Source organism: Geodermatophilus sp. CPCC 205506 (assembly GCF_051383635.1).
Lineage (GTDB): Bacteria > Actinomycetota > Actinomycetes > Mycobacteriales > Geodermatophilaceae > Geodermatophilus.
The window spans coordinates 38,977-46,328 of record NZ_JALPKP010000044.1 but is presented as its reverse complement, the minus strand read 5'-3'; the positions used below and the strand labels follow the sequence as shown (position 1 = coordinate 46,328).

Sequence of the window (7,352 nt, the reverse complement as noted above, 5' to 3'; positions counted from 1 at the left end):
AAAGGGGTTGTTACTTGGCACTGACTTTCGGCACGCTGTTGAGTTCTCAAGGAGCGGACGCGCGGAGAACCAGGCCTCCCGGCCGTCGTCTTCGGCTTGTTGTGTCGCACTCTGGCGCCCGGGCCCGGCCTCGCGGTCGTTCCCGGCGCAGAGAGAAAGTTACGTGGGCCTGCTGGCCGTGTCAAACCAGTACCCGGTGACGCCGGACACCCCGCCGGAACCGGCATGTCACACGCCGTTCACATGCAGGTCAGGGCGTCGTGCCGCGCTGCACGCCGGCCACCGCGCGCTTGCCGCGCCGGAGCACCAGCCACCCGCCGGGCAGCCACGCGTCCTCCCCCGGCGCGGCGTCGGCGTCGGTCACCCGTTCGTTGTTCAGGTAGGCGCCGCCCTCCTTCACCGTCCGTCGGGCCTCGGAGAGGCTGCCCACGAGCCCGGTGAGCTGGAGCAGCTGGGCGACGGTGGGCGTGTCGCCGTCCACGGTGACGCTGCCGGCCTCCCGCAGGGCCGCACCGAGGGCCTGCTCGCCGAGGGCGGTGAGGTCCTCCCGGCCGAAGAGCGCGCGCCCGGCGGCCTCTGCCTGGCGCAGCTCGTCCGGCCCGTGCACGAGCAGGGTCAGCTCCTCGGCCAGTGCCCGCTGCGCCGTCCGCGCCGCCGGGCGTTCCACGCTCTCGGCGACCAGGGCGTCGACCTCCTCGGCCGGGCGCTCGGAGTACAGCGGCAACCAGGCGCGGACGTCGGCGTCCTCGGCGTTGAGCCAGAACTGGAAGAAGGCGTAGGGCGAGGTGAGTGCCGGGTCGAGCCAGACGGCACCACCCTCGGACTTGCCGAACTTGGTGCCGTCGGACTTCGTCACCAGCGGGGTCGACAGGGCGTGCACGCGGGCGCCCTCGGTGCGGCGCACGAGGTCGATGCCCGCGGTGAGGTTGCCCCACTGGTCGGAGCCACCGGTCTGCAGCGTCACCCCGTGCCGGCGGTGCAGCTCGCGGTAGTCGTTGGCCTGCAGGATCTGGTAGCTGAACTCGGTGTAGCTGATCCCGGCCTCGGAGTTGAGCCGGGCCGACACCGCCTCCTTGGCCAGCATCTGGCTGACCCGGAAGTGCTTGCCCAGGTCGCGCAGGAAGTCGATCGCGGAGACGGGCGCGGTCCACTCCAGGTTGTCGACGTAGATGGGGCCCTTGAGTCCCTCGGTCTCCGCAGGGACCTCGAGGAAGGGCGCCACCTGCTCGCGGATGCGGTCCACCCACGCGGCCACCGTGCCGCGGTCGTTGAGCTGGCGCTCGGCCGAGGGCCGCGGGTCACCGATGAGCCCGGTGGCCCCGCCGACGAGGACGACGGGCTGGTGCCCGGCACGCTGCAGCGCCCGCAGCACCATGAACTGGAGCAGGTGGCCGACGTGCAGGCTGGGCGCGGTCGGGTCGAAGCCCGCGTAGTAGGCGACCGGCCCCTCGGCCAGGTGCGCACGCAGCCCGTCCTCGTCGGTGCTCTGGGCGATCAGCCCACGGCGGTGCAGCTCGTCGATCACGTCGATCACGGCACCATCCTCGCTGGCGTCCTCGCGGTCCGTCCGCCCGGGCGGCCCGACGTCACGCGCGCGGTCCCGGGCCGCCGTCTCGCCCGGCCGCGCGGCGGCGGGGACGAGCACCCGGGCGGAACACGCTCACCGACTCCGCGCCGGTCTCCCAGAAGCGCCACGGCAGGTCCGTGGCCAGGCTGATGCCGACCCGCGGGCCCGCCGACACCTCCGCCGGCGGGTCGCCGCGGTGCAGCCGGACCAAGCTGTCCGGGGAGAGCAGGTCGGCGTCCTTGTCGTCGGGACCGATCGCCAGGGCCTGGGTCAGCCGGGCCGGCCCGCCGGCGAGGTCGCGCCCGGACCGGGCCGCCGGCCGGCGGCTGCGGGCCAGCTCCTCCCCCACCACGACCTCCCCGGCGCGCAGCAGCACCGCCGAGCCGTGCCCCTCGGGGCCCACGACGACGTTGGCGCACCAGTGCACGCCGTAGCTGAAGTAGACGTAGAGGCGCCCGGGCGGGCCGAACATGATCGCCGCGCGGGGCGTGGGCCCGCGGTGCGAGTGGGCCGCCGGGTCGGTGCCGTCGCCGGCGTAGGCCTCGACCTCGGTGAGCCGCAGCGCCACCCGGCCCACCGGGCGGTCGGTGACCAGCCAGCAGCCGAGCAGGGTGGGGGCCACGACGTCGGGCGGCCCGAGCAGCTCCTCGGCGGTGAGGAGCGGCCCGGGCGACGGCGAGCTCAGAGGGCGGCCGCCACGGGCGAGGACGACGCCCACTCGGTGTGCTGCCGCGCCTGCTCCGCCAGCGACGTCAGCTGCTCGGCGACCCGCTCGGGCGCCGTCCCGCCGCGGGTGTTGCGCGCGGCCAGGGCGCCGCGCACCGACAGCACCGATCGGACGTCGGGGGTCAGCCGCTCGTCGATGCCGGCCAGCTGGTCGTCGTCCAGCTCGTCGAGCTCGAGCCCGGCCCCCTCGCAGAACGCCACCATCTCGCCGCTGATCTCGTGTGCCGACCGGAACGGCACGCCCTGCCGGACCAACCACTCGGCGACGTCGGTGGCCAGGGCGAAGCCCTGCGGCGCCGCGGCCTCGAGCACGTCGGGGCGCAGCGTCAGCGTGGCGACCATCCCGGTGACCGCCGGCAGCAGGAGCAGCAGCTGCGACATCGAGTCGAAGACAGGCTCCTTGTCCTCCTGCAGGTCCCGGTCGTAGGCCAGCGGCAGGCCCTTGAGCATGGTCAGCAGCCCGGTCAGGTTGCCGACGAAGCGGCCGGACTTGCCGCGGGCCAGCTCGGCGATGTCGGGGTTCTTCTTCTGCGGCATGATCGACGACCCGGTCGCCCAGGCGTCGTCCAGCCGGGCCCAGCCGAACTCGGTCGACGTCCAGAGCACGACCTCCTCCCCCAGCCGGGAGAGGTGGACGCCGATCAGCGCCGCGGCGAAGCAGAACTCGGCGGCGAAGTCACGGTCGCTGACGCCGTCGATCGAGTTGTCCGAGGCGCGGTCGAAGCCGAGCTCCGCGGCGACGGCGTCCGGGTCCAGCGGCAGCGACGAGCCGGCCAGCGCGCCGGAGCCGTAGGGGCTGACGGCGGTCCGCCGGTCCCAGTCGCGCAGCCGGTCGACGTCGCGGGAGAGCGCGTGCGCGTGGGCCAGCAGCTGGTGGGCGATGAGCACCGGCTGGGCGTGCTGCAGGTGGGTCATGCCGGGCGCGGCGACGTCGGCGTACCGCTCGGCCAGCCCGACCAGCGCGTACTCCAGCGACGCCAGCTCGCCGACGAGGGTGCGGACGTGGTGGCGCAGGTAGAGCCGCAGGTCGGTGGCGATCTGGTCGTTGCGGCTGCGGCCGGCGCGCAGCTTGCCGCCCAGCGCACCGAGCTTCTCCGACAGTCCCCGCTCGAGTGCCTCGTGGACGTCCTCGTCGGACTCGACCGGGCCGAAGGTGCCCGCCGCCACCTCGGCGGAGAGCTCGGTGAGCGCCCCGACCATCCGGGCCAGCTCGTCGTCGGTCAGGAGTCCGGCCCGGTGCAGCACACGCGCGTGCGCCCGCGAGCCGGCCAGGTCGAACACGGCGAGCTGCCAGTCGAAGTGGGTCGACTTGCTCAGCGCGGCCATCGCCGGAGAGGGGCCGCCGCCGAAGCGGCCCCCCCACAGCCGGGTGTCCGAGGGTGCCGAGGTCACGGTTCAGCTCTCTCCCAGGTCTGAGTGCAGTTCGGGGTACACGGCCGGTGAACGCTCCGCGAGCGCGGTCAGGCGGGCGGCGAGGGCCGGGCCGCCGTCGGGCTCGCGGGAGACGACCAGGAGAGTGTCGTCCCCGGCGATCGTGCCCAGGACGTCGGGGAGGCCGACCTTGTCCAGGGCGGAGGCCAGGAACTGCGCGGCCCCCGGGGGCGTGCGCAGGACGGCCAGGTTGGCGCTGCCCTCGGCGCTGGTCAGCAGGTCGGCCAGCAGCCGGATCAGCCGGGCCGGTGCGGCCTGCGCCGGGCGCAGCGGGGCGTTCTCCGGCGGCAGCACGTAGGACGCCGGAGCGCCGTCCGAGCCGCGCATCTTGACCGCACCCAGCTCCTCGAGATCCCGCGACAGCGTCGCCTGGGTGACCTCGATGCCCGACTCGGCCAGCAGCGCCGCCAGCTGGCTCTGCGAGGTCACCGGCTGGGCCTCGATCAGCCGCCGGATGCGGGCCTGGCGGGCGGAGCGGGTCGGCGCGCCGGTCATCGGGACAGCAGCCAGGCCAGCAGCGCCTTCTGAGCGTGCAGCCGGTTCTCCGCCTCGTCCCAGACCGCGCTCTGCGGCCCGTCGATCACGCCCGCCGAGATCTCCTTGCCGCGGTAGGCCGGCAGGCAGTGCAGCACGACGGCGTCATCCGCGGCCCGGGCCAGCGCGGCGTCGTCCACCGCGTAGGGCAGGAACGGGGCGATCCGCGCCTCGTACTCCCCCTCCTGGCCCATCGAGACCCAGGTGTCGGTGGCCAGCACGTCGGCGCCGTCGGCGGCGGCCGCGGCGTCGGTGGTCCACCGCACCGAGCCGCCGGTCTCCGCCGCGATCTCCGCCGCCCGCTTCAGGATGCCGGGATCGGGCTGGAAGGACTCCGGCGAGCCGATCCGCACGTGCATGCCCGCCGTGGCGCCCCCGAGCAGGTAGGAGTGCGCCATGTTGTTCGCGCCGTCGCCGAGGTAGGTGAAGGTCAGCCCGGCCAGCCGGCCGCGGCGCTCGAGCACCGTCTGCAGGTCGGCCAGGATCTGGCACGGGTGGAACTCGTCGGTCAGCGCGTTGACCACCGGCACCCGGCTGACCGCGGCCATCGCCTCGATCCGCTCCTGGCCGAAGGTCCGCCAGACGATCGCGGCGGCCTGCCGGTCGAGCACGCGGGTGGTGTCCTCGATCGGCTCGCCGCGACCGAGCTGGCTGGACGCCGCGTCGATCACCAGCGGGTAGCCGCCGAGCTCGGCGATGCCGATCGAGAAGGACACCCGTGTGCGGGTGGACGGCTTGTCGAAGAGCACCGCGACCGCCCGGGGCACACCGTTCGGCGCGGCCAGGGGGGTCGGCGCCTGCGGGGTGTGCCGGGTCCGCTTGAGATCGGCGGCCAGCGCCAGCACCTCGGCCTGCTCGGCCGGGGTGAGGTCGTCGTCGCGGAGGAGGTGCCGGGTCACTGGCCGGCCGTCGCAGCCTCGACGGCCGCCGGCAGGGCGGCGACGAAGGCGTCGACCTGGGCGTCGGTCAGCACCAGGGACGGCGCCAGCCGCAGCACGTCGGGGGCGACGGCGTTGGTGAGGAAGCCGGCCTCCCGCAGCTGCGCCTCCAGGGCACCGGCCACCGGCGCGGTGAGGACGACGCCCAGCAGCGCGCCCTTCCCCCGCACGCCGCTGATCCCCGGGGCGCCCAGACCCTCGATGCCGGCGGTGAACCGGTGCTCGAGCTCCTTGGCCCGCTCCAGCAGCCCCTCGTCGCGGATCGTGTCCAGGACGGCGAGGGCGGCCGCGGCGGCGATCGGGTTGCCGCCGAAGGTCGACCCGTGCGAGCCCGCCGTCATGAGGTCGGCGGCCGCGCCGAAGGCCAGGGTGGCGCCGATCGGCAGCCCGCCGCCGAGCGCCTTGGCCACCGTGATCAGGTCGGGCTGCAGGCCGTCGGCCTGGTGGGCGAACCAGTGCCCGGTGCGGCCGGTGCCGGTCTGCACCTCGTCGACGGCGAACAGCGCCCCGGCCGCCGAGGCGGTCTGCGCGGCGGCGGCCAGGTAGCCGGCGGGCGCGGGCAGCACGCCGCCCTCGCCGAGCATCGGCTCGAGCAGCACCATCGCCGTCTGCTCGGAGACCGTGCCGGCCAGCTCGCCGGCGTCCCCGTAGGCCACGAACCGGACCCCGCCGGGCAGCGGGGCGAAGGCGTCGGCCTTCCCCGGCTGACCGGTGAGCGCGAGCGCCCCCATGGTCCGGCCGTGGAACGAGCCCACCGCGGTGACCACCTCAGGCCGCCCGGTCAGCCGGCTGATCTTGAAGGCCGCCTCGTTGGCCTCGGCCCCGGAGTTGCAGAAGAACACCCGCCCGGGCCGGCCGGCGAGCTCGAGCAGCCGCTCGGCGAGCAGCACGCCGGGCTCGTGCATCGCCAGGTTGGAGACGTGCCCGAGGGTCTGCGCCTGCCGGGTGATCGCCTCGACCACCTTGGGGTGGGCGTGGCCGAGGATCGTGGTGGCGATCCCGCCGAGCAGGTCGGTGTACTCACGGCCGTCGACGTCCCAGACGGTCGCCCCCGCACCGCGGGCCAGCGCCACCGGCGGGGTCTTGTAGTTGCTCATCATGACGGCCGACCAGCGGGTGGCCAGCTCCTCCGTGCGGGTCATGCCGGCTCCTTCCCGTTCTCGGCCGGGACGACCATCGTCCCGGTGCCCTCGGTGGTGAACATCTCCAGCAGCAGGGCGTGCGGCGAGCGGCCGTCGACGACGGTCGCCCGGTTCACCCCGCCGTTGACCGCCCGCAGGCAGGCGGCCATCTTCGGCAGCATCCCCGCGTCCAGCGTCGGCAGGATCTCGGCCAGCTCGGCGGCGTCGATCTGCTGCACCAGCGAGTCGCGGTCGGGCCAGTCGGCGAAGAGGCCCTCGACGTCGGTGAGGACGACGAGCTTCACCGCTCCCAGCGCGACGGCCAGTGCCGCCGCCGCGGTGTCGGCGTTGACGTTGTGCACCACGCCGTCGGCGTCCGGCGCGACGGTGGCGACCACCGGGATGTGCCCGGAGGCCAGCAGCGCGCTGACCGGGGTCGGGTCGACGGCGACGACGTCGCCGACCAGACCGACGTCGACCGGCCGGCCGTCGACCAGGGCGTGGGTGCGGGCCGCGGTGAACAGGCCGCCGTCCTCCCCGGACAGGCCGACGGCCAGTGGGCCGTGCTGGTTGATCAGCCCGACGACCTCGGGGGTGACCTGGCCGGTCAGCACCATCCGGACGACGTCGATCGTCTCCGGCGTGGTGACCCGCAGGCCGCCGCGGAACTCGCTCTCGACGCCGAGCCGGGCGAGCATCTCGGTGATCTGCGGCCCGCCGCCGTGCACGACGACCGGGTGGATGCCGCACGTCCGCAGGAACACCATGTCCTCGGCGAAGGCCCGGCGGCACTCCTCGTCGACCATCGCGTGCCCGCCGTACTTCACGACGACGACGTTGCCGTGGAACTCCTTGAGCCACGGCAGCGCGCCGGTGAGGACGGCGACCTTCAGCCGGTCGCCCTCGGGGTCGTCGGTGCGCATGACCCGGCGGGTGCCGACCTTCCGGGGCGGCCGGAGCTCGTCGACGCGGACGTCGGGCGGCGTGGGGTCCTGGGCGTTCGGGTCGTGCGCGGTGGTCACGTGGGGTTCCGGC

The 7,352-nt window shown here is 74.6% G+C and carries 7 protein-coding genes; all 7 read right to left on the bottom strand.

From position 1 onward, the window contains the following. Positions 1–250: 250 nt before the first annotated feature. Genes tyrS through argB form a run of 7 tightly spaced genes read right to left on the bottom strand, consistent with a single transcriptional unit; the run spans position 251 to position 7,339 of the window. Positions 251–1,534, bottom strand: a complete 1,284-nt coding sequence (gene tyrS, locus MY520_RS21525) for a tyrosine--tRNA ligase (RefSeq protein ID WP_436694614.1) — start codon at positions 1,532–1,534, stop codon at positions 251–253. Between the two features lie 52 nt (positions 1,535–1,586). Further along, the gene (locus MY520_RS21520) at positions 1,587–2,285 is read right to left on the bottom strand and encodes a DNA-3-methyladenine glycosylase (protein WP_436694613.1); all 699 of its coding nucleotides are present in this window, start codon (positions 2,283–2,285) and stop codon (positions 1,587–1,589) included. After that, the gene (gene argH / locus MY520_RS21515; RefSeq protein ID WP_436694612.1) at positions 2,249–3,685 is read right to left on the bottom strand and encodes an argininosuccinate lyase; all 1,437 of its coding nucleotides are present in this window, start codon (positions 3,683–3,685) and stop codon (positions 2,249–2,251) included. Before argH ends, MY520_RS21520 begins: the two co-directional genes overlap by 37 nt. A 3-nt stretch (positions 3,686–3,688) precedes the next feature. After that, complete coding sequence (locus tag MY520_RS21510) at positions 3,689–4,219, bottom strand: arginine repressor (protein WP_436694611.1); 531 nt, start codon at positions 4,217–4,219, stop codon at positions 3,689–3,691. Continuing rightward, positions 4,216–5,157 (bottom strand): ornithine carbamoyltransferase, encoded by a 942-nt coding sequence (gene argF / locus MY520_RS21505; RefSeq protein ID WP_436694610.1) that lies wholly within the window; start codon positions 5,155–5,157, stop codon positions 4,216–4,218. The genes MY520_RS21510 and argF overlap by 4 nt, the downstream gene beginning before the upstream one ends. Beyond that, positions 5,154–6,338 carry an acetylornithine transaminase gene (locus tag MY520_RS21500; RefSeq protein WP_436694609.1) on the bottom strand — a complete coding sequence of 395 codons (1,185 nt, stop codon included), beginning with the start codon at positions 6,336–6,338 and terminating at the stop codon, positions 5,154–5,156. The genes argF and MY520_RS21500 overlap by 4 nt, the downstream gene beginning before the upstream one ends. Further along, positions 6,335–7,339, bottom strand: a complete 1,005-nt coding sequence (gene argB / locus MY520_RS21495) for an acetylglutamate kinase (protein ID WP_436694608.1) — start codon at positions 7,337–7,339, stop codon at positions 6,335–6,337. Before argB ends, MY520_RS21500 begins: the two co-directional genes overlap by 4 nt. Between the last annotated feature and the right edge of the window lie 13 nt (positions 7,340–7,352).